The organism is Xanthomonas hortorum pv. cynarae, from assembly GCF_002939985.1.
GTDB lineage: Bacteria > Pseudomonadota > Gammaproteobacteria > Xanthomonadales > Xanthomonadaceae > Xanthomonas > Xanthomonas hortorum_D.
In genome coordinates, this window is sequence record NZ_MDFM01000042.1 from 13,653 (window position 1) to 34,672 (window position 21,020).

General features: G+C 65.2%; 14 protein-coding genes. 7 read left to right on the forward strand and 7 right to left on the reverse strand.

Annotated features, from left to right (window positions below):
* Nucleotides 1-2: 2 nt before the first annotated feature.
* Together XcyCFBP4188_RS20310 and XcyCFBP4188_RS20315 are read right to left on the reverse strand one after the other, a co-directional pair.
* Nucleotides 3-3,209 carry a TonB-dependent receptor gene (locus tag XcyCFBP4188_RS20310; protein WP_104592744.1) on the reverse strand — a complete coding sequence of 1,069 codons (3,207 nt, stop codon included), beginning with the start codon at nt 3,207-3,209 and terminating at the stop codon, nt 3-5.
* A 232-nt stretch (nt 3,210-3,441) separates the two neighbouring features.
* On the reverse strand, nt 3,442-6,189 hold the full coding sequence (locus XcyCFBP4188_RS20315) for a TonB-dependent receptor (protein ID WP_006453330.1): 2,748 nt from the start codon (nt 6,187-6,189) through the stop codon (nt 3,442-3,444).
* 287 nt (nt 6,190-6,476) lie between these two features.
* On the opposite strand from XcyCFBP4188_RS20315, the gene XcyCFBP4188_RS20320 reads away from it, so the two are divergent.
* Nucleotides 6,477-7,499 carry a sugar kinase gene (locus tag XcyCFBP4188_RS20320; protein ID WP_104592745.1) on the forward strand — a complete coding sequence of 341 codons (1,023 nt, stop codon included), beginning with the start codon at nt 6,477-6,479 and terminating at the stop codon, nt 7,497-7,499.
* Nucleotides 7,500-7,673: 174 nt separating this feature from the next.
* Here XcyCFBP4188_RS20320 and XcyCFBP4188_RS20325 read toward each other — a convergent pair whose 3' ends face one another.
* Together XcyCFBP4188_RS20325 and fabV are read right to left on the reverse strand one after the other, a co-directional pair.
* Nucleotides 7,674-7,961 carry a hypothetical protein gene (locus tag XcyCFBP4188_RS20325; RefSeq protein ID WP_006453328.1) on the reverse strand — a complete coding sequence of 96 codons (288 nt, stop codon included), beginning with the start codon at nt 7,959-7,961 and terminating at the stop codon, nt 7,674-7,676.
* A gap of 175 nt (nt 7,962-8,136) precedes the next feature.
* Nucleotides 8,137-9,345, reverse strand: a complete 1,209-nt coding sequence (gene fabV / locus XcyCFBP4188_RS20330) for an enoyl-ACP reductase FabV (RefSeq protein WP_104592746.1) — start codon at nt 9,343-9,345, stop codon at nt 8,137-8,139.
* Nucleotides 9,346-9,638: 293 nt separating this feature from the next.
* On the opposite strand from fabV, the gene XcyCFBP4188_RS20335 reads away from it, so the two are divergent.
* Nucleotides 9,639-12,989, forward strand: coding sequence for an nSTAND1 domain-containing NTPase (locus tag XcyCFBP4188_RS20335; protein ID WP_104592752.1), 3,351 nt, complete (start codon nt 9,639-9,641; stop codon nt 12,987-12,989).
* Nucleotides 12,986-13,372, forward strand: a complete 387-nt coding sequence (locus tag XcyCFBP4188_RS20340) for a hypothetical protein (RefSeq protein ID WP_043911483.1) — start codon at nt 12,986-12,988, stop codon at nt 13,370-13,372. The genes XcyCFBP4188_RS20335 and XcyCFBP4188_RS20340 overlap by 4 nt, the downstream gene beginning before the upstream one ends.
* Before the next feature lie 406 nt (nt 13,373-13,778).
* Here the strand turns inward: XcyCFBP4188_RS20340 and XcyCFBP4188_RS23165 are convergent, their stop codons facing one another.
* The 3 genes from XcyCFBP4188_RS23165 to XcyCFBP4188_RS20355 all read right to left on the reverse strand — a co-directional run bounded on the left by XcyCFBP4188_RS23165 (nt 13,779) and on the right by XcyCFBP4188_RS20355 (nt 16,636).
* Entirely contained in the window at nt 13,779-14,150 is a 372-nt protein-coding gene (locus XcyCFBP4188_RS23165) for a hypothetical protein (RefSeq protein ID WP_043911481.1), read from the reverse strand.
* A 630-nt stretch (nt 14,151-14,780) separates the two neighbouring features.
* On the reverse strand, nt 14,781-15,413 hold the full coding sequence (locus XcyCFBP4188_RS20350) for a response regulator transcription factor (protein ID WP_006453357.1): 633 nt from the start codon (nt 15,411-15,413) through the stop codon (nt 14,781-14,783).
* Nucleotides 15,410-16,636, reverse strand: coding sequence for a sensor histidine kinase (locus tag XcyCFBP4188_RS20355; RefSeq protein WP_104592753.1), 1,227 nt, complete (start codon nt 16,634-16,636; stop codon nt 15,410-15,412). The genes XcyCFBP4188_RS20350 and XcyCFBP4188_RS20355 overlap by 4 nt, the downstream gene beginning before the upstream one ends.
* A gap of 32 nt (nt 16,637-16,668) precedes the next feature.
* Between XcyCFBP4188_RS20355 and XcyCFBP4188_RS20360 the strand changes: the two genes are divergently transcribed.
* The 4 genes from XcyCFBP4188_RS20360 to lldD all read left to right on the forward strand — a co-directional run bounded on the left by XcyCFBP4188_RS20360 (nt 16,669) and on the right by lldD (nt 20,812).
* Nucleotides 16,669-17,232, forward strand: a complete 564-nt coding sequence (locus tag XcyCFBP4188_RS20360; protein WP_104592748.1) for a methyltransferase family protein — start codon at nt 16,669-16,671, stop codon at nt 17,230-17,232.
* Between the two features lie 217 nt (nt 17,233-17,449).
* A complete protein-coding gene (locus XcyCFBP4188_RS20365) occupies nt 17,450-17,872 on the forward strand; it encodes a DUF2141 domain-containing protein (protein ID WP_074056291.1) in 423 nt (140 codons plus the stop codon).
* Between the two features lie 29 nt (nt 17,873-17,901).
* Entirely contained in the window at nt 17,902-19,419 is a 1,518-nt protein-coding gene (locus tag XcyCFBP4188_RS20370; protein ID WP_104592749.1) for a carotenoid oxygenase family protein, read from the forward strand.
* A 232-nt stretch (nt 19,420-19,651) separates the two neighbouring features.
* The gene (gene lldD / locus XcyCFBP4188_RS20375) at nt 19,652-20,812 is read left to right on the forward strand and encodes an FMN-dependent L-lactate dehydrogenase LldD (RefSeq protein WP_104592750.1); all 1,161 of its coding nucleotides are present in this window, start codon (nt 19,652-19,654) and stop codon (nt 20,810-20,812) included.
* Nucleotides 20,813-21,020 lie beyond the last annotated feature (208 nt).

Below are 21,020 nucleotides of genomic sequence, written 5' to 3' on the forward strand. Positions count from 1 at the left end.
TGTCAGAACTTGTAGCGCGCGCCGATGTAGTACTGGCGCCCGGTGACGGTGTACTTGTCGGGCAGTTCCAGCGTGGAATCGACGTAGCGGCGGTCGGGGGTGTCGAGCAGGTTGATGGCCTCAAACGTCAGCGACAGGTGGTCGTTGAGCTTGTAGGACATGTTGAAATCCACGTTTTCCACGCTGTATTTGCCGGTCACATCGGCCGTGACCAGGCGCCTGCCATCCAGGTCGTAGACGTCTTCCTGGGCGAGGATGTTGTTGATGTAGCCATCGCGGTAACTGGTGGACACGCGCGCACTGAAGCGGCCGTCGTCGTAATAGACGGTGGCGTTGTAGGACTGCGGCGAGAGGTTGAGCAGGTCGCGCTCGGTGGCGGTGGCGGTGGTGGTGATGCTGGTGTTGCTGCTGCCTGCGGTACTGAACAGGTAATTGATCTTGGAATCGACCTGGGTGTAGTTGAGCTGGATGCCGAAATTGCGCCAGAAGCCGGGCAAAAAATCGAAGGCCTGCTGGTAGGTCAACTCGAAGCCCTTGAGCGGGCCGCCGGGCGTGTTGAAGTAGCTCTGCACATTGAAGATGGTGTCTGGGGTAAAGCCGGCGGGCAGCAGATCCAGCGCGTAGCCCATCGCCTCCCAGGTGCTGAGCACGCGGGTGCGTTGCACGTAGCTGTCGATGTCCTTGTAGAACACCGCCGCCGACAACAACGAGCCTTCGCGGAAATACCACTCGGCGCTGAGGTCGTAGTTGGTGGAGCGGAACGGGTCGAGCTTGGGGTTGCCCAGATTGATCGAGAAAAACCGCCCGTCGTCGAAGAACTGGGTGGGCCCGCCGCTGACGCTGGGCGACAGATACGCCAGCGTGGGGCGCGCCATGGTCTTGGCCGCACCGAAACGCAGCACGACCTCATCGCTGACATCCCAGGACAGATTCAACGAAGGCAGGATGTCGCGGTAATTATGGTTGACCGTGGTGGGCACCAGCAGGCGCTCGCCGGCTGCGGCGGTGGCGCTGGCCACGCCGAAGAACGATTCGCACGCTGACGAAATCGCGCCGGCCACGGTGGCCGTACACGGCGCATAACCGCTGGCGGCGATCTGCGTCTGCACATAGCGCACACCCAGGTTGCCACGCAGCGCGCGTCCCCACAGGTCGGTGTTGAAATCGAGCTGCAGGTAAGTGCCCAGGCTCTTTTCGTTGACCGCGAAATTGTTGTTGGACGAGCCGAAGTGGCCCACATCGGCCAGGCGGTAGTCGCCACCGGGCACGCCGGTGTCGCAGTTGCAATTGATGTTGAGCAGGTCGGCGACTTTCTGGAAATCCGGAATCACCCAGGTGGTGGGGAAGCTGCCGTTCAAGCTGCGGCCGAAGCCATCCAGGTTGGTGCTCAGCTCATTGACGCCCACACCAGCCGGCAATGCCTGCGCCAAGCGCCCGTAGGAGATGTTGCGCGACTCCGACGTGTCCATGTCGTAGTTCTTGTAGGCCAGCCCGGTGCGAAAAGTGAAGGTGGGGCTGATGTTGAATTCCAGATCCACCTTGGCGGTGTCGAAGGTGTTGTTCACCGACTGCGGGTTGAGCCGCACTTCGCTGATGTTGGTGCCGCGCGCGGTGCCGTTGCTGTTGACCGGCACTGCGCCATAGCCCAGCCACTGCCAGTTGTTGGGGTTACCCGCATCGAACGGGAAACTCATGCTGGGGTAATCGCCACCGTTGCGCCGGTCGAGCACGAAACCATCGAGATTGGTGTTGTCGAAACTCACCATCGAAAACTCGGGGCGCTCGTAGTCCGAGGTCGAGTGGCCGACCAATGCGTTGAGGCGCACCTGATCGTTGAAGCGGTGCTGCAGGTCCAGACTGAATTGCTTGAACTCGGTGGATTCTTCGATGTTGCTGGATTCGGTGCGGAAGTCGACGTTGTCGAACACGCCGTAGGTGAGGCGGTTCTGGTCGTCCACCTGCGCCTCGCGCACGGCGATCTGAGTCTTGCCGCCGAAGTTGGCGGTGCGGTGCAGGTTGGCGCCGACCGAGTCTTCACGCTGGTCCTTGTCCAGCTTGGAATACAGCATGTCGAAGTTCAGCAGGGTGTCGTCGCTGACCTTGAATTGCAGCGCGCCGGTGACGCCGAGACGTTTGATCTCGTGATCGGTGCGGATGTAGCGCGGGTAACGCGGAATCCACGCATCGGTGGCGGTCTCGTAGGCCTGGATGTTCTCCGGCGTGTTGGCCGGGCGCGCGATGCCGGTGCCGCAGTTGGCGGCGTTGATGCCGTAGCTGCCCCAGCCGTTGTTGCGGTCCTGGTTGGCCTGCGAGCCGACCCCGGCCGGGGTTTCATTGGCCAGCGGGTTGCGCGGAGTCTGCGGGTTGTAGCCCACCGGCGAACAGAAGCCGTAGGTGCCGTTGTTGGTGGCGGTGCTCTGGTTGGAGTTGCGGTAGTTGCCGTGCTCCCAGCGCACCGGGTTGTAGCCTTCCTCTCGCAGGTGACGCTCGCTGTAGGACACCGACATCAAGGCGCCAACGCGGCCATCGGCCCAGATGTTGCTGATCAGGCCGGAAAAACGCGGGTCCTTTTCGCGTGAGAGATCGTTGTAGCCGTATTGGGTGGAGGCGGCCGCTTCGAAGCCGTCGAAGTCGAACGGGCGCGAGCCGCGCAGATCGACGGTGGCGCCCAATGAGCCTTCGTCCATCTGCGCCGATTGGGTCTTGCTGATGGTGACGCGGCTGAAGAGTTCCGAGGCAAACGTATTGAAATCGAAACCGCGGCTGCGGTTGACGCCATCGCTGCCGCTGCCGGCGGTGGCCAGTGCTTCCAGTCCGTTGATGCGCACGCGGGTGAAGTCCGAGCCCAGGCCGCGCACGGAGATCTGCTTGCCCTCGCCGCCTTCGCGGTCGATGGAGACGCCGGCGATGCGTTGCATCGATTCGGCCAGATTCAGATCGGGAAACTTGCCGATGTCTTCGGCATAGATCGCATCCACCTGCTCCACGCTGTAGCGCTTGGCATCGAGCGATTGCTGCAGGCTTTCGCGATAGGTGGCCTTGACCTGCACGCGGTCCAGATCCACCGCATCGGTAGGCGTGGTCGGCGGGCCGACGGTTTGCGCGGCAGCGCCGGCACCGTGCAAGGCCAGGACGATGGCCACCGACAACCGCGCGGCGGACAGGCAGGCGCCTGCCGCATGGGCAGGACGACACGAACGGGCTTGCATGAGGCGGCTCTCTCCCTGGCACTGGCTGCAATGACGCGCTCAGCCCCCCAAGGCCCTGGCGTCGCAATGAGCGACCAACACACCTGTTGCGCAACCGCGCATTACAGAGTTGCTGGAGGCTTTCAAACATCACGCCCACCGCGTTGCATGCGTGCACCAGTGCACCGCATACAAGGCGATCAAGCGTTGGAATAAAGGCCCGCTGCGCGCGTGCGCAGCGGGCGATCAGCGGTTAGAACTTGTAGCGCACGCCCAGCAGGAACTGCCGGCCGGTTTCGCTGTACTGCAGCGGCAACTGCGCGGCCGCACCGACCCACTCGTCGGCCACTTCGTTGGTCAGATTGATGCCTTCCAGGCTCAGCTCGATCTTGTCGTCGAACTTGTAGCGCAGCGAGGCGTCGATCATCGTGGTGGCCTTCATGCCGTGCACGTCGAAGCCGGTTTCGGTTGCCGGCACCTGGGTCAGATAATCGTCGCGATGCGTGGCCGACACGCGCCCGGCGAACTTTTCGCCTTCGTAGAACAGCGTGGCGTTGTACGCATTCTTCGACAGACCGGTGAGATCGGTTTCCAGCGATGCCGCGCCGCTGGTGGTCAGATACTGGATCTGCGAATCGACGTAGGTGTAGTTGAGCTGGATACCCAGATTGCTCCAGACGCCCGGCAACCAGCTGAAAGGCTGGGTGTAATTGGCTTCCAGACCCTTGAGATCGCCACCGGGCGTATTGAGCGGCACGCTGAAGACGAAGTCGTCGTTGACGCCGGCGCCGGTGCCGTCGAGCAGGCTCACCGGCAGGCCGCTGGAGGAATACGGACGCACCTCGCGTGCGGTCTGCACGAAGCTTTCGATGTCCTTGTAGAACAGCCCAAGGCCCAGCAGCGCGCCTTCCTGGAAATACCACTCGAAGCCCAGGTCGTAGGTATCGGCCAGAATCGGGTCAAGATTCGGATTGCCGCCACTCACGGTGCGCGCACCGCCGCTGACGTTGACCGTGACACCCGGCGTCAGGCTACCCAGGCCCGGACGCGACATCACCTTGGCCGCACCGAAGCGCACCAGAAAATCCGGGCTGACTTCGGCCACCAGGTTCATCGATGGCAGCGTGTTGTTGTACTCGCGCTCTGCGGTGGTCTGCACGAGTGCGGAGCCGACAGTGGCAAAGCCGGTGGACTCCTGCTTGGTGCGCACATAGCGCACGCCCAGGTTGCCGGAGAACGGGATCGCGCCGATATCGAAGGAGAAATCGCCCTGCAGATACGCACCGCGATCCTGCTCGGTGACGCTGCGGGTGTTCACCGCACGCTCGGCCAGCGCAAAGGTGCCGGTGCCGCTATAGATGCCCAGCGCATCGGCCACCGCATCCAGATTCGGCACCACCCAGGTGTTGGGCGAGCCCTTGATGGCGCTCAATCCGGTTTGCTCGGTCAGGTCGGCCGGCACGATGCGGGTGCCATCGGCGAAGGTGGGCACGGCCACTTCGGAAGCGCGGCGGAATTCCTTGGTGGAGAAGGTGTAGTTCTTGGCCAGCACGCCACCCTTCAGACGGAACCCGGGGCTCACGCTCCAGTCGAAATCCAGGCTGCCGGTGTCGAAGTCGTTTTGCACCTGTTGCGGACGCAGGCGCAGTTCGGCCAGGGTCCAGCCATTGGGGTCGGTGGGGTTGATGCCGTAATTGAACACCGGCTTGCGGCTGTTGCCGCGATAGTCGTAGGAATACCCATCGACGTTGAGCTTGTCCATGATCACCGTGGTCTGGATCGGGTTCTCGTGCTTGGAGCTCGAGGTACCCACCATGCCGCTGATCTTGAACACGTCGCTGAAGCGATGCTCGCCCGTCAACGAGAGCTGCTTGAAGACGGTATTCCATTCGTCGTAACGGTTTTCCGAGCGCACGTCGACGTTGTCGAAGTTGCCGTACAGCATCGCGCCGGTAGCCGGGTCGATGAAGCCGTCGTTGACGATGGTCTGCGGCTTGCCGCCCTGCGCGGCGCCACGGCTGAAGGAGATCGCCTCGATATAGTTTTCGCTGCGCTTGGCGTCGATCTTGGAATACAGACCGTCCAGCGAGAACTCGGTGGAATCGCTCGGCGCCCATTGCAGCGAGCTGGTGACGCCGATGCGCTCCTGCTTGTGCTCCATCAAGGTGTAGCGCGGGAAGCGCGGATGGAACACGTTGGCATCGCGCGCCTGCGGGAACGCCGGGCTGGCGGCGAAGTTGCCGTTGCTCGGGCCATTGGCCCAGCGACCGCTGTTGCTGCCTTCTTCCAGCAGCTCGCGCTCGGTGTAGGCCACCGACACCAGCGCGCCGAAGGTGTTGTCGGCCCAGGTGTTGGAGATCAGGCCGGCCACGCGCGGGTTGGCCTTCTCGGACATCGCGTTGTAGGCGGCCTGGCCGCTGGCGGCGATGGTGAGGCCTTCGTAGTCGAACGGGCGCGCGGTACGCAGGTCGACGGTGGCGCCCAGCGAGCCTTCTTCCACATCGGCCTGCGCGGTCTTGCGCACGATCAACTGGGTGAACAGGTCCGAGGCGAACACGTTGAAGTCGAAGCCGCGGCCGCGGTTGGACCCACCGGACTGGTCCGAGCCGCCCACCGTGGTGAGCGCTTCCATGCCGTTGACGCGCACGCGGGTGAAGTCCGGCCCCAGGCCGCGCACCGAGATATTGCGGCCTTCGCCGGCATCGCGGGTGATCACCACGCCGGGGATGCGCTGCAGCGATTCGGCCAGGTTGAGGTCGGGGAACTTGCCAATGTCCTCAGCGACAATGGCATCGACCACGCCGGCTTCGCCGCGCTTGATGTCCAGGGCCTTTTCCACCGAGGCGCGATAGCCGGTGACGGTAACGGCGTCGAGGTCGACTGTTGGCTCGGTGGGTGCCTGGGCGGCGTCCTGTGCAGCCGCATGGCCGCTCAGCGCAAGGCCGATCGACAGTGCAAGCAAGGTAACCGGTGTCTTCCGGTTGGTGGTCCGAAATTGCATGTCCTCCCCTCCCAAGGGTCCATGAACAACGTGAAATAGCGGGGGTGTGGGCGGTAATGACACCGCTGGTCAAAACGACGTTACCAGCTGAATCGCCGTTCAACATCTTGCAGCGCAGCAGAAAACCTCACCTAATTTGCACAAAAGGGGTGCAACCAGCCCCTACACGTCGCATTATTCTTGTGATTGGCCGTCTATCAGGACGGCTAGAATGACACCGATGGTCATCCTGACGCGTCCCGGTCTCTCCACCCCGTGACGCACAACACAGACGAGGTAATTGCCGCATGAGTCGTGCCCGCATCCTGTGCTTTGGAGAGTTGTTGTTGCGCCTGGGGGCGCCTGGTCACGAGCTGCTGCTGCAGCAGCCTCGGCTGGATGTGCATTGCGGTGGGGCGGAGGCCAACGTTGGCGTGTCGCTGGCGCATTTCGGTCACGAGGTGGCCATGGTCAGCACGGTAGCGGACAACCCGCTGGGTGCGGCAGTGCTGGGCGAACTACGGCGGCACGACGTGGACACGCGGCATGTGCGGCGCGTGGATGGCCGCATGGGCCTGTACTTTTTGACCACCGGTGCGATCCATCGCCCCAGCGAAGTGGTCTACGACCGCGCCGATTCGGCGTTTGCATTGGCGCCGGCCGATGCCTACGACTGGCCGCGCCTGCTTGAGGGCGCGCAATGGCTGCACTTGTCCGGGGTCAGCCCGGCGCTGGGCGCCGATGTGGCGCAGGCAACGCTGGCGGCCGCGCGCGCCGCACGTGCGGCCGGGGTCAAGGTGTCGTTCGACGGTAACTACCGGCCCAAGTTATGGCAGCGCTGGCAGGGCGATGCGCGCGGCACCCTGCGCCAGCTGTTCGAGTGTGCGGATGTGGTGTTTGCCGATTACCGCGACATCGGTGTGGTGCTCGGTGGCGAGTTCCCGCAGGACACGCTGGAAGCGCGCGTGGAAGCCGCCGCGCAGCAGGCCTTCGCTGCATTCCCGCAACTGCAGTTGATGGCCTGCACGCAGCGCGTGGCGCACAACGTGGACCACCACAGCCTGGGCGCGATGCTGGTGCCGCGCAGTGGCGAGGTGGCACGTGCACCGAGCGAGGAACTGACCCCGATCATCGACCGCATCGGCGGCGGCGATGCGTTTGCGGCCGGCGTGCTGCACGGCCTGATCGCAGGCTGGTCGCTGGAGGACACGGTGCGCTTCGGCCTGGCGGCGGGGTGTTTGAAGCACTCGATTCCCGGCGATTTCAATCCACTCTCGGTAGCCGATGTGCAGGCCTGTGTGGGCGATGCGCGGTTTGATGTGAGGCGGTGACGCGCCGGGAATCGGGAATCGGGATTGGGGAATCGTAAAAGCTGGGAGCGCTGGCTTTCGGCGCTCTGTCCAGGTTTGTTGCCAACGGAGCGCGGTGCGCAGAACTGACGCGTTGTTGCGGCCGCAGGACGGTGGGCAGGTGCTTGCTACGTGTTGTTCGCTGCGCTCACGTGCTCAGGCCGGCACACGGACGCGGCGTTTCTGGATGATCCAGTTGAGGGTTGCGCTCAGCAGCACAGCGCACAGCGACGCCGGTACGCTGAAAAACAGCGTGAGCATCAGGGCGAACTGCAGGTCTGGCGCCGAGCCGTCCTGCATGACCACGGCGCAGACGACGGCCGTGGTGATCACAAAATTGCAGATTGCCTTGAGTGAAAAGTGCAGCTTGACGAAGCGCAGCAGCACGGCACAGGTCACGCTGACCAGGACGGCCAGCACCAGGATAGCGATCAGTTTGTCCATTGGGGGGCTGGGATTTGGGATTCGGGAGTGGGGATTCGTAACATCAATCTAAAGACAACCGGCGGGAGGCGATTATCCCTGACGCAACGCAGTCGGACCCGCCAAGCTCAGTGGTAGTGGTAGTGGTGCCCACCGCTCTTGCGAATCCCTAATCCCCAATCCCGACTCCCGGCGATCAAGCCAACTCGATGCAATCGAACCTCACGTCCGTCTCCACCTCGGCGTCGTAATCCACATCGCTGCGCTCGAAGCCGAATAGCTTGAGGAACTCGTGCTTGTAGCCGGCGTAATCGGTGAGGGCGAACAGGTTCTCGGTGGTGACCTGCGGCCATAGCGCCTTGCAGGCGTCCTGCACGTCGTCGCGCAGTTCCCAGTCGTCCAGGCGCAGGCGGTTTTCGTCGTCCACCTCGGCAGGCTGGCCGTCTTCTCGGTACAGGCGCTCGCGGAACAGGCGGTCGAGCTGGTCGATGGTGCCTTCGTGCAGGCCCTTTTCCTTCATGATCTTGTAGACCATGGAGATGTACAGCGGCATCACCGGAATCGCCGCGCTGGCCTGGGTCACCACCGACTTGAGCACCGCCACATTGGCAGTGCCGCCGTGCTTGCCCAGGCGCGCATTCAAGCGCTGCGCGGTGTGGTCCAGATCGACCTTGGCCTTGCCCAGCGCGCCGTGCCAGTAGATCGGCCAGGTGATCTCGGTGCCGATATAGCTGAAGGCCACGCTGCGCGCGCCATCGGCGAGCACGCCGGCGCCTTCCAGCGCGTCGATCCACAATTCCCAATCCTGCCCGCCCATCACGGTGATGGTGTCTTCGATCTCCTGCTCTGTCGCCGGCTCGATCGAGGCCTGGATGATGGTGTCCTTGTTGGTGTCGATGGCGGTGGCGGTGTAGGTGTTGCCGATCGGCTTGAGCGCCGAGCGCTTCACTTCGCCGCTGCCCGGCAGCTTGCGCACCGGCGAGGCCAGCGAATACACCACCAGGTCGACCTGGCCGCCCATCTCGCTTTTGATCAGCTCGATCACCTGCGCACGCGCGGCATCGGAGAACGCATCGCCATTGATCGACTTGCTGTACAGACCCGCAGCCTTGGCATGCTTGTCGAAGGCGGCCGAGTTGTACCAGCCGGCGGTGCCGGCCTTGGTGGCTGTGCCGGGTTTTTCGAAGAACACGCCCAGCGTGTCGGCGCCGAATCCGAAAGCGGAGGTGATGCGCGAAGCCAGGCCATAGCCGCTGGACGCGCCGATCACCAGCACCTTCTTCGGGCCGTCGCTACGCACGCCGTGAGCGCGCGTGGCGGCGATCTGCTCGAGCACATTGCGCTCGCAGCCAAGCGGATGCGTGGTGGTGCAGATGAAGCCGCGCACTTTGGGATGGATGATCAACGTGTACTCCTCGTCAGCAAGATGCTGGCGGCATCTTAATCGGTGGGCTGCGCGCGAAACAGCCTGATACGCAACACACGCTGCTGTATGGATGCGCGTGAAGACGCCGGTATCGCCTCACCGTGCGCCGTGCAACGCATGCATCTTCAGCGCACAGCCGCGAACGAACAGCGATCACCATCGATTTCCTGCCGGGCCGCCTGTGCTATTTTTTGCGCCTGCCGTGCCGTGCCTGGCTGCGCCTGTTGGCGATCGTCGAGGTCCCTTCCAGCTGTGCGACCGGTATCCGAGCGATGTCTCTTCGAAGCGAGCGCGTCACGCAGCTGAGCTCCGTCCCACGGTTTCGGCTTGGGCCGTTGCTGGTGGAGCCGGAACGGCTTGCGCTGATCGACGACGGCCAGACCATCACGCTGGAACCGCGCATGATGGAAGTGCTGATCGCGCTGGCCGAGCGCGCAGGCGAGGTCATCAGCGCCGAGCAGTTGCTGATCGAGGTGTGGCACGGCAGCTTTTACGGCGACAACCCGGTACACAAGACCATCGCCCAACTGCGCCGCAAGCTCGGCGACGACAGCCGCCAACCGCGCTACATCGAAACCATCCGCAAGCGCGGTTACCGGCTGCTGCCCAAAGTGGTGTTTCCCGAGGATTATCGCGGCGCGGTGATTGGTGCGCAGGCGTGGGAGCACGGCAATCCCTACGTGGGGCTGCAGGCGTTCGCTCCCGCGCAAGCCGAGGTCTTTTTCGGCCGTAGCCACGCCATTGCGCAGGTGCTGGGCGCGCTACGCGCGCAATTGCACAGCCAACGCGGGCTGGTGCTGGTCAGCGGTGCCAGCGGCTGCGGCAAGACCTCGTTGTTGCGGGCGGGCGTGGTGCCGTTGCTGTCGCAGCCCGGCGGCCTGGATGGTCTGGAAGCGGTGGCGGTGGCGTACTGCAACCTGGCGCAATGCCGCGGCGGCGATGTCCTCGACACACTGGCCCGCGCACTCGGCGACTGGGCGCCGGGCGGGCGCGCGGTGTTTTCGCCGGCGCAGACGGCGCTGCTGCCCGACTGGTTGCAACACCCTGCACCACTGCATGCGGCCATCAGCGAGGCGATGCGCCAGAGCGCCCCGGCGCGCGACAGCCTGCAGACCCAGCGCCATCTGCTGTTGGTGATCGACCATGCCGAAGCGATGGCGGCCACCCCCGGTATCACCGATGCCGATCGCGCCGCCTTGGCTGCCGCCTTGCAGGCGCTGTGCAGCAGCGCGCAGGTGGCGGTGTTGATGCTCACCCGCAGCGATTTCTATCCGCGCCTGATCGATGCCTTGCCGCAGATCGTGGAGCTCAAACGTGGCGACGGGCATGTGGATCTGCTGCCGCCACGCGATGGCGAGATCGGCCAGATCATCCGCGTGCCTGCGGCGATGGCCGGGCTGCGCTTCGAAGAAGACCGAGACAGTGCCAGCCGCCTGGACGATGTACTGCGCGACGCCACCGCACGCCAGCCCGATGCCTTGCCGTTGCTGCAGCACTTGTTGCATGCACTGCACGCGCAACGCAGCGACGATGGCCTGCTGACCTTTGCGGCCTACCGCGCATTGGGCGGACTGGAAGGTGCGTTGGCGCACCATGCCGACCAGACCTTTCGTGCCTTGCCGGCCGCCGCGCAGGCCGCGCTGGGCGAGGTGCTGACGTTGCTGAGCGTGATCCATCCCGACAGCGATGCGGTGACCGCGCGGCGTGCGTTGTGGTCGGCATTGCCCCAGAACAGCGCCGCACGCGTGCTGGTGGATGCCTTCGTGCATGCGCGGTTGTTCGTCAGCGAACTGGTCTCAGGCGAGCCGGGGTTTGCGGTTGCGCACGAAGCCTTGCTGCGGCAATGGCCGCGCGCGGCCGAGTGGATCCATGAAAACCGCCGCCTGCTGCAGGCCCACAAACGCCTGCAACTGGCCGCACAGCGCTGGGCCGCCGAAGGCCGGCGCACCGATCATCTGCTCAACAGCGGGCGCCCGTTGAGCGAAGCGCGCGAGGCGGCGCGGCGCATGCCGCAGGAGTTGGGCGCGGTGGATCACGCGTTCCTGCATGCCTGCGAGCGCTCGCAGCGGCAACGGCGCGGGATGTATGCGGTGGCGGCGACGTTGTTGGTGGTGCTGGCAAGCGCCTCGATGCTGCTGGGGTGGCAAGCGCGGCAGGCGCAGCAAGTGGCCGAGCAACGCCGCGACCAGGCGCAGCAACTGGTGAGCTACATGCTGGGCGATCTGGCCGAGCAATTGCGCACGGTGGGCAACCTCAAACTGCTCGACAGCGTGGGCAGCCGCGCGCTGCATTATCTGGAGGGCCTGCCCAACGCGAGCATGCAGCCGGGCGATCTGATCAACCACGCACGTGCCCTGCGCACCACCGGCGAAGTGCTGATGAATCAGGGCAAATTGGACGAGGCGCATGCGGCATTTACGCGTGCCGCTGCCACGGCCGAGCAGGCACGTGTGCGTGCGCCAGATGCGTTGGATGCGCACGCGGAATTGGGCCAGGCGGCGTATTGGCTGGGCTACCTGGCATATCAAGCCAAACAGTTGCCATTGGTGCGTACATACTGGTCGCAGTACCTGACTGCCTGCGAACATTTGGTGCGCGCTGCGCCAAAGGATCCGCGCTGGCAGCTGGAGTTGTCGTATGCGCTCAACAACTTCGGCACGCTGGCCACCAGTGAAGGACAGCCGAATGTGGCAATCGGTTTTTTTGCCCGCTCCATCGCACTCAAGCGGCAACTGCTTGCACGCGCGCCTGACAATACTTCGGTGCGCTATGAGCTGATCGACAGCTTGTCGTGGTTGAGTCTTGCGCAGGAAGCCCAGGGCTTGCTCGCACCCGCAGAGCAGGGCTATCGCGAAGAGATCGCGATGTTGCGCGTGCTGGTCGAGACGGACCCGGACGCGCATGCCTGGCGGCGGCGACGGGCAGGGGCGCTGATACGCACTTCCAATCTGGCACTGGCGCGCGGTCATCTGACGCAGGCGCAGACCGATGCGCAGGACAGCGTGCGCATCCTGCAAACGCTGGTGGCATTACAGCCGGAAAATGTCATCTGGCGCCGCGATCTGGCGCATGCGCATGCTCAGGTTGGCTGGGTGGCCGGCCTGGATGGAGACAGCGACAAGGCCCGGCAGCAGTTGTCGCAGGCCAGGCAGATGACCACCGCGCTGCTGCAACAGACCCAACCGGTACCAGAATGGCAATGGCTGGACGCCATTATCGCGCTGAGACTGAGCCACCTGCGTACTGCCAATTCCACCATCGTCGGTGCGGAGATGGACGCTCTGATCGCGCGGCTGGATGCCTTGCATCGCGCCAACCCCGACGACCTGCTTGGGTTGTCGGCACTGGCACAGGCATTGATCTGGCATGGCGAACAACTCGCTGCTGCCGGTCAGGCAGACACCGCCCGCGACGCCTGGCAGCGCGCGCTCAGCGTGCTTGGCAAGGATGCGGGCAACAGCCGCGACAAGGACCTGCTCGACCCATGGATTCGCGCCCAGGTGCACCTGGGCCAGCGCGCTGTCGTCGCGCAACAGCTCGGATGGCTGTATCAAGCGGGCTACCGCCACCCGGAGTTCATCTCCCTCTATGCCCCGCTTTTCAAGGAACAGGACACGTCATGACGGACAAGAAAAAACTCCATATCTCCCTCACTGTTGCAGATGTCGGATTCGGCGGAAATACCGGCGGGAGCAAATATTTCTACAGCTTCTCTCCGGATCTGGCACTCGCATGCAAGGGGCAAAGCCCGTTGACCATGGTCTACAGCTTCGCAAAGGAAGTTCGGGACAATTTCCAGATAAGAAGTGTGCTGACGACCGATTCCAAGGAACAGATCGTGCATCCGATCGAGATCGCCATCGATGGCCGCAGCGCAACGGTGATCAACAGAAACGAAATCGCGACGCTGATCTTCCTCTCGTTCGTGGTGGAAGACACAGACAAAAAGATCCTGTTTAGCTGCGACCCGCAGGTTGGCAACGACCCGAAGATTTCACCGCGATAACGCCTACACCCCACTGTCTGGCAGGGCTGCGCCAGACAGTGTTGTCGCCGCTGGCAGGCCGGACCGTGCAGCCGGCGCACACTGTGCGTTGTGGCCGCAGGTCCTGCGATGCTCCAGCCGGTTGCGCTCGCATGATTCACACATGTCGCCATATCCCCTGTCTGCAGAAGTGTGGCCTCTGGCTTGGGTTGAACGGCGGCGGCAGCGCAGCGTAGATCGCGGTGACATCGCTCCTATCGCCGATTGCTCCATCCGATCGGTGTGGGTGGTGCCTGCAGGCTGCGTCGAACCATCGTGCATGTTCACCTCACACCCTCACGCCGCCGAGGTTGGGTGCTTGCCGGTGCGTCTGTCAGTGCGGTGCCGCATTCCGACTGTCGCATTCGACTTCGGCAGCTGCGCGCCGTCATCCCCGATCAGAAAGATTGCTGAAAGCCACGTTGATCTGGCTGCGTGTTGCCAGCACGCTGGGCATGCTTTCGCGGTCGCGGTCGTTACGGCCAGCTCCACGCCCTGCCCCTTGCCGACACGCCAGGCCCTGCGCGCAACCGCGCTGATCGGAGTGGGCGGCCGCGCTATCGCATGCCCCGGCCGCGGGTCCCTGCACTGCCAGATCACAGCGACCCACGGCCACTCGCAGGTCACGCTCGGCCGTGGCGGGTTGGGTCAACAGCGCAGCACGGGTCCAGCTGCCCGGCAATTCGGGCTGGGTAGGTGCCGTCCAGGCACTGGTGGACAACACGACGATCAACACGAACAGGTATCGGACCAGGCGCATGACGGACTCCGCGGCAGACCGGAGCGCGGCGCGTCCCCGAGCGGCGTTGGTGGCCGCCAGACGACCTTCGCGCCTGGCCGCTGGTGCGACCTGACGGCAACCTTACGGTTGTTGGCTGATTCTGCCGAAGCAGGGAAATCCTTTGGAAGACAACAGCATGCACACCAGCAAGATATCGTCATGTAAATGAGGTGGCGACGTGTCTGGGCGCCGAGCTGGCTGTTGCGTGTGGTGGTAGCAGCTCGGTAGAGCTTCGCCCTTCGGCCGAGATGAATGCGCCAGTGCCACCGTCGACGAGAGCGAACCTCGGGGGACTGGGACTAGGGGCAGGCGGCGGGCGCCAAGCCCGCTGACCAAGGGCTGTTCCTTCTCCCCTCGGGAGAAGGTGCCCCGCAGGGGCGGATGAGGGTACGGGCGAAGCCTCGTGTCATCTCGTTCCAAGTGTGGCTTCGCCCCGTACCCTCACCCCAACCCCTCTCCCGAAGGGAGAGGGGCTTCCGGCCTCCGGCTTCCGATTTGCGGTTCGACTTCGACGCCGGTCTCACCCTGCCAGCGCCCGCTCCAGCCCCGCTCTTACGACTCCCTAATCCCCATTCCCAATTCCCGAGCCCCATTCCCGATTCCCAGCCCTCAAATCACCCGCAAGGTGATCGCCTTCAACACCGCGCGCGTGCGGTCGCGGGTGCCGAGCTTTTCCAGGATGGTGGAGACGTAGTTCTTCACCGTGCCCTCGGCCAGGAACAGGGTGCGGGCGATCTCCTTGTTTGAGTAACCGCCGGCGAGCAGGCGCAGGATCGCCACCTCGCGCTCGCTGAAGGTCTCGCGCGGGGGCTGCTGGTCGCGGAACTGGTAGCGCGCGCGCACCGGGTCGGTGCTGACCGGCTGCAGCAGGGTCTCGCCGCTGGCCACCCGCTCGATCGCCTCGCGCAGGTCTTCCGGGGCGGCGTCCTTGAGCAGGAAACCCTGCGCGCCGGCCTCGGTGGCGCGCAGCAGCAGGTCGCTGTCGTCGAAGGTGGTGAGCAGCAGCACCGGGGTGCGGTCGCCCCGGTCGCGCAATTGCTGCAGCGCCTGTATGCCGTCCAGGCCGGGCATGCGGATGTCGCTGAGCACCACGTCCACCGTGTTGATGACGAGCGCGTCCAGCAGGCTCTGGCCGTCGTCGGCCTCGCAGACCACCTCCACGCCCTGCTGCTGCAACAGCGCGCGCAATCCTGCGCGGACCAGAATCTGGTCGTCGGCCAATGCGATGCGGCGTGCGCTCATGCCGGCAACCTCGCGGTCAACTGCATGCCGCCGTGCGCGGCGCGGCCGAGTTGCAACTGGCCATGCAAGGCCGCCAGCCGCTCGCGCATGCCGGCGATGCCGTTGCCCTCGCGGATCTGCTCGGCGCAGTGGCCATCGTCCTGGATGTCGATGTGCAGCTGGCCGTCATGGGTGTGCAGCGACACCTGCACGGTGTCGGCCTCGCCATGGCGCGCGGCATTGGTCAGCGCTTCCTGTACCAGCCGCAGCAGGGCTTCGGCGATTTGCGGGTCGCTCACGCGTACGGCCGGGTCGATCTGCAGCTGCAGCACCGGTTTGGGAAACGGCGCGGCCAGGGCATGCAGCGCGGTGTGCAGATCCAGCCCGGCATCGTCGCGCAACGACTGAACCACGCTGCGAATATCGCCAAGCAACTCACGCGCAAGGCCTTCCAGCATCGCCAGCTCCTGGCGTGGCGCCAGCATGGGGTCGGCACGCAGCAGCCGCAGGTGGATGCTCATCGCGGTGAGCTTGTGCCCGGCCACGTCGTGCAACTCGCGCGCCAGGCGCAGGCGCTCGGCATCGCGTGCGCTGTCGGCCAGCAGCGCGCGGGTGGCCAGCAGATCGGCATTGACGTAGGCCAGCGCATCGCGGGCACGCTCGGCACTGCGCGCGTAATGCGCGGTGAGCGCGGCGAAGGCCTGGAAGCCGGCGTAGATGCTGACGATCGACAGCGCGCGATCGATACCGGCCTGCACCAACACCGCGTACATGCCGGCGTTCAATGCCAGCGCCAACGGCAGCACGCGCAACGGCGGCCAGGCCATCCCTGCCTGCGCCACCAGCAACACCAGCAGCACCGGGGCAGTGCCTGCATGCGGCTCCATCCACACCAGCAGCAGTGCCAGGACCGCTTGCAACAGCAGCGCGCCGTTGCGCAGCACAGGCAGCGGCCGCAACAGGGAGTGCAGCAGAAACAAGGCGGTGAAGCCGGCCAGCACGCCCCAGCGCCAGACGCTCTGCGGTGAGACGTCGGGCAGGAACGACAGCGCCACCGCCGCAATGGTGAACGCGCCGGCCAGGCGCAGGGGATGCAAAAGATGACGCAGGGAAGAATTCATGCGGCGATGCTGACGGCCGCGCGGCCACTCGGCAATGGTGCGCATGCAGAAAGTGACTTCCGGCAGGTGGGATCGATGACCTGCGGCCCCTGCCGTCGAGGCGGCGCGTACGCACACTGGCATGACCAACCCACTCATCGCCACGGAGTCACGCCATGTCTGCTTCCAGTCTGTTTCTTGCGCTCAATCTGCTCTGGGGCGGCTACGAACTGCTGCTCAGCCGCCGCCGCGCCAGCGATGGTGGCGCGCACGATCAAGGCACGCTGCAACACCTGTGGCGCGTGCTCTCTGCAGCGGTGGCCGTTGCGGTGGTGCTGGCCTACAGCGGCCTGGCCCATTGGCCGCAGGGCTGGGCTGCGCCGCTGCAGTGGGCCGGCTGCGCCTTGATCGGCAGCGGGCTGGCGTTGCGCGTGTGGGCCATCCAGGTGCTGGCACGCTGGTTCACGGTGGATGTGACCATCCAGCCCGATCATCAGCTGGTGCGCAGCGGCCCGTATCGCTGGCTACGCCATCCCTCCTACACAGGCGCGCTGCTGGCCTTTTACGGGCTGGCGCTGGGCATGGGCAATGCGTTGTCGGTGGCGGCGATCGTGGTGCCGGTGACCTGGGTCTTCCTGCACCGCATCCGTATCGAAGAAGCCGCATTGCAGCGCGCGTTTCCGGTTGCGTACCCGGCGTATGCGGCGCAGAGCCGGCGCCTGCTGCCGCTGGTGTGGTGAGGGTTGAGAAGGCAGCGGTCTGGCGCGTGCGATGAGGAGCGCTTCGCCTGCTTGCACACGGGTTAGGCCCACGTGGCTTGCAGGCAGACGTGTTGCCGCACTGTGTGGTCAGCCACGTGTGGTGCGATCTGCGACGGCCACCGCCGCCGCCGAGTCGAGGCGCTGCGTACCATCGCCCCCCAACGCGTCGCATCCCCACCCGTGTCAAGAGACTTGCATGCTTGCCCGCACCTACGTCGTTGTCGCACTCGTCGGCCTGCTCGGCAGCGCCGGCATCCAGGCCGCCGATCTGGACGTGGGCGTCAGCGGCCTGCGTTCGCAACAAGGCAAGTTGCGCATTGCGGTGATCGCCTCGGCTGCGCAGCTGGAGAGCGCACAGCCGCCGGTGCAGGCGCAAACGGTGCCGATCACCAGCGCTACACCGCACATCCAGTTCAAGAACCTTGCCCCCGGCCGCTACGCAGTGATGATCAATCACGACGAAAACGCCAACGGTAAGCTCGATACAAATCTGATCGGCATGCCGGTGGAAGGCTACGGCTTCAGCAACAATCCGCGCGCGATGCGCAAGCCGACCTTCGACGAGGCGGCGTTCGATCTGCCCGCTGCCGGCAAACGTATCAGCGTGCAGATGCGCTGACATTTCCACGTTTCCTCAAGGAGCAGTGCATGCATCGCCGTCGTTTCCTGCAGTCCTTGCTGACAGCTACCGGCAGTGCTGCGCTTGGCGGTTGGGCGCTGCGCAGCTTTCCGGCACAAGCAGCCGAAGCGGCACGGTTTCATGAGCAGTTGCAACGCGCGCCGTGGCTGCTGGGCTGGCGCAGCGTCACCCAGGCGAGCCTGGGCCCTACCCGCGTGGCGCTGCAAGGAACGCTGCCCGAGGGCCTGGCCGGCAGCCTGTATCGCAATGGCCCGGCCTGGACCGAGCGCGCCGGCTTCCGTTACGACCACTGGTTCGACGGCGACGGCATGGTGCACCGCTGGCGGCTGGATGGCGGCCAGGTGCAGCACCACGCGCGCATGGTGGCCACCCACAAGTTCACCCAGGAACAGCAGGCCGGCCGCTTCCTCTACCGCGCGTCCGGCACCGCGGTGCCGGACCAGCAACCGGCGCGCAACAACGACGACGTCAACACCGCCAACACTTCGGTGGCGATGCTCAATGGGCGCCTGTTCGCGTTATGGGAAGCCGGCTCGGCGATCGAACTGGATCCGGATGCGCTGGGCACGCTCGGCCCGGTAACCTGGCGCGACGACCTGGCCGCGATGCCGTTTTCGGCGCACCCGTTGATCGACCGCGATGGCAGTGCCTGGAACTTCGGCTCGATCGGCGTGATCGGCGCCACCGGCGTGCTGATCTGGCACATCGGCGCCGATGCGGTGCTGCGCAGCGCGCAACTGCTGCAGACCGACACGCCGGGCTACCTGCACAGCTTTGCGATGACGCAGCGGCATCTGATCTTCGTGCTGGCGCCCTACCGCCGGCTGGATGGCGAAGGCCCGTTCTTCGAGCAGATGCGCTTCACCCCCGACGCCGCGTGCCGGATTGCGGTGGTGCCCAAGGATGCGCTGGACCAACCGCGCTGGTTCGAAGCCGACTTCGCGGTGGCCTATCACTTCGCCGATGCCTACGAACACCGCAACCGTATCGTGGTGCGCGCGCTGGTCCACACCGACCAGGAGGAGGCGCGCTCGCCATTGCAGGCGGCGATGCACGGCGACCCGGCGGCCACGCCCTCACCGGTGCAGCTGCGCAGCCTGCACCTGGATCTACGCAACGGCCGCGCGCACTGGCAAGCGCATGCGGTGGACAACCTGGAGCTGCCGACCTTCGATGCGCGCACGCCGGTCACGCGCGGCGCGCGGCTGTATGCGCCGTGCATCGACGGGCCGAACGCCTCGCCGTTCCTCAACGCGGTGGCCAGCTACGATCTGGACCGCGACCGTCGCCAGGTGCACCGCTACGGGCCGGACATGCTGGCCGAAGAACACGTGTTTGTGCCGCGCCCCGGCAGCGACCGCCCAGACGACGGCTGGCTGGTCGGCACCGTGCTGGACACCACCCGTGCGCGCACCGGCCTGATGGTGCTGGATGCAGGCCACGTGGATGCCGGGCCGATCGCACAGGCCTGGTTGCCGTATGCGGTGCCGCTGGGATTTCATGGGCACTTTGCTGCTGCCGGGTGAGCCGGTGCGCCTTTTTCCGTGATGCGGCGAACTGAGCTGGCGCCTGTTATCGCTTTGACCGCAGCCGCAATGCGTGCGCCGCTGGCGCAGTACGCCGACTTGCCGCATTGGTCCATCTCCCCAGGCACCCGGCATCGGCCTGCTGCTGCGCCAGGCACGCTGTAGCGCGGTCCACCCGCCACACCGATCGCCTTACACTCAGCGGCTACCCCGCAGCTGCCGTGCGTCTTCGATGATCATTTCTGCCGCTTCCGATTACCGCGCCGCCGCGCAGGCGCGCTTGCCGCCGTTCCTGTTTCACTACATCGATGGCGGTGCGTACGCCGAGCACACCTTGCGGCGCAATGTCGCCGATCTGGCCGATATCGCGCTGCGCCAACGGGTGCTGCGCAATATGTCGGACCTGAGCTTGAGCACCGAGTTGTTCGGCGAGACCCTGGCGATGCCGGTGGCGTTGGCGCCGGTGGGGCTGACCGGCATGTACGCGCGCCGTGGTGAAGTACAGGCGGCGCGTGCGGCGGCGGCGCGGGGGATCCCGTTTACGTTGTCCACGGTGTCGGTGTGCCCGATCGAAGAAGTGGCGCCGGCGATCGAGCGGCCGATGTGGTTCCAGCTCTACGTGCTCAAGGACCGCGGCTTCATGCGCAATGCGCTGGAGCGCGCCAAGGCAGCTGGCGTCACCACGCTGGTGTTCACCGTGGACATGCCCACGCCGGGGGCGCGCTACCGCGATGCGCACTCGGGCATGAGCGGGCCCAACGCGTCGCTGCGGCGCATGCTGCAGGCGGTGACGCATCCGCGCTGGGCCTGGGACGTGGGCTTGCTCGGCAAGCCGCACGATCTGGGCAATATCTCGGCGTATCGCGGCAGCCCGACCGGCCTGCAGGATTACATCGGCTGGCTGGGCGCCAATTTCGACCCGTCGATTTCGTGGAAAGACCTGGAATGGATCCGCGAATTCTGGACCGGGCCGATGGTGATCAAGGGCATCCTGGACCCGGACGATGCGCGCGATGCGGTGCGCTTCGGGGCCGACGGCATCGTGGTGTCCAACCACGGCGGGCGCCAGCTCGACGGCGTGCTGTCCAGCGCGCGCGCATTGCCGGCGATTGCCGACGCGGTGAAGGGGCAGCTGAAGATCCTCGCCGATTCGGGCATCCGCAGCGGGCTGGATGTGGTGCGCATGCTGGCGCTGGGCGCCGATGCGGTGCTATTGGGGCGTGCGTTCGTCTACGCGCTGGCAGCCGGTGGCCAGGCCGGTGTGGAGAATCTGCTGACCCTGATCGAACGCGAGATGCGCGTGGCGATGACCTTGACCGGCACGCGGTCGATTGCCGAGATCAGTGGCGATGCGTTGAGCCGGGTGACGCGGGAGAGTGCGGTTTCGCTTTGACGGGATACGCATCGGGAATCGGGATGCGTCGGTGGCAGAGCGGATGATCTGCGGTTTGGCTGCAGGGCGCTTGCCCGCCGGCCATCGCGGGACACGCTGCAAGTACGTCCCTGTAAGCTCTTAGAGCCTGTTCAAAGTCTTCTAAGCAGCAACGCCAGGAATGCCAGGTGGATCATCTGCAAGCTGGTGTTGAGTTGACGCTCGCAAT

Excerpts from the sequence above, each read along its gene's own strand:
- XcyCFBP4188_RS20310 (WP_104592744.1), bottom strand. The coding sequence starts at position 3,209 with ATGCAAGCCCGTTCGTGTCGTCCTGCCCATGCGGCAGGCGCCTGCCTG.
- XcyCFBP4188_RS20315 (WP_006453330.1), bottom strand. The coding sequence starts at position 6,189 with ATGCAATTTCGGACCACCAACCGGAAGACACCGGTTACCTTGCTTGCA.
- XcyCFBP4188_RS20320 (WP_104592745.1), top strand. The coding sequence starts at position 6,477 with ATGAGTCGTGCCCGCATCCTGTGCTTTGGAGAGTTGTTGTTGCGCCTG.
- XcyCFBP4188_RS20325 (WP_006453328.1), bottom strand. The coding sequence starts at position 7,961 with ATGGACAAACTGATCGCTATCCTGGTGCTGGCCGTCCTGGTCAGCGTG.
- XcyCFBP4188_RS20335 (WP_104592752.1), top strand. The coding sequence starts at position 9,639 with ATGTCTCTTCGAAGCGAGCGCGTCACGCAGCTGAGCTCCGTCCCACGG.
- XcyCFBP4188_RS20340 (WP_043911483.1), top strand. The coding sequence starts at position 12,986 with ATGACGGACAAGAAAAAACTCCATATCTCCCTCACTGTTGCAGATGTC.
- XcyCFBP4188_RS23165 (WP_043911481.1), bottom strand. The coding sequence starts at position 14,150 with ATGCGCCTGGTCCGATACCTGTTCGTGTTGATCGTCGTGTTGTCCACC.
- XcyCFBP4188_RS20350 (WP_006453357.1), bottom strand. The coding sequence starts at position 15,413 with ATGAGCGCACGCCGCATCGCATTGGCCGACGACCAGATTCTGGTCCGC.
- XcyCFBP4188_RS20355 (WP_104592753.1), bottom strand. The coding sequence starts at position 16,636 with ATGCCAGTGTGCGTACGCGCCGCCTCGACGGCAGGGGCCGCAGGTCAT.
- XcyCFBP4188_RS20360 (WP_104592748.1), top strand. The coding sequence starts at position 16,669 with ATGTCTGCTTCCAGTCTGTTTCTTGCGCTCAATCTGCTCTGGGGCGGC.
- XcyCFBP4188_RS20365 (WP_074056291.1), top strand. The coding sequence starts at position 17,450 with ATGCTTGCCCGCACCTACGTCGTTGTCGCACTCGTCGGCCTGCTCGGC.
- XcyCFBP4188_RS20370 (WP_104592749.1), top strand. The coding sequence starts at position 17,902 with ATGCATCGCCGTCGTTTCCTGCAGTCCTTGCTGACAGCTACCGGCAGT.
- lldD (WP_104592750.1), top strand. The coding sequence starts at position 19,652 with ATGATCATTTCTGCCGCTTCCGATTACCGCGCCGCCGCGCAGGCGCGC.